Below are 255 nucleotides of genomic sequence, written 5' to 3'. Positions count from 1 at the left end.
CGGTCTGCCCGCCGTTCCAGACGTCCAGCGGACTGCTGTCGCGAATGGTCCAGCCGCGTTGGACATCGGTCACGCCCACACCGTTATCCATTTCCTGCGCGCCCTTCAGCACGTAGAGGAAGTTGCGGATCGGCTCCGGTCTGCCACTGGCCTGATACAGGTTGTTGAGCAGCCCGTATGCATATTGCCAGTCGGTCGGCATGTGGACGTTATGCGCGCCCGAGCCCGGGTTCAACAGGATCTGCAGGTAATACC

At 61.6% G+C, this 255-nt stretch carries 1 protein-coding gene; it reads right to left on the bottom strand.

Features of this window, described 5'->3' with window-relative positions; genetic code table 11:
* Positions 1-255, bottom strand: a 255-nt coding sequence (locus ACRXB1_RS37840; protein WP_449494990.1) for a hypothetical protein, incomplete at both ends; no start/stop codon positions are given.

Source organism: Caballeronia sp. M23-90 (genome assembly GCF_053574605.1).
Note: the sequence above shows the minus strand (reverse complement) of the source record. Positions and strands in the feature narration are given on the sequence as shown.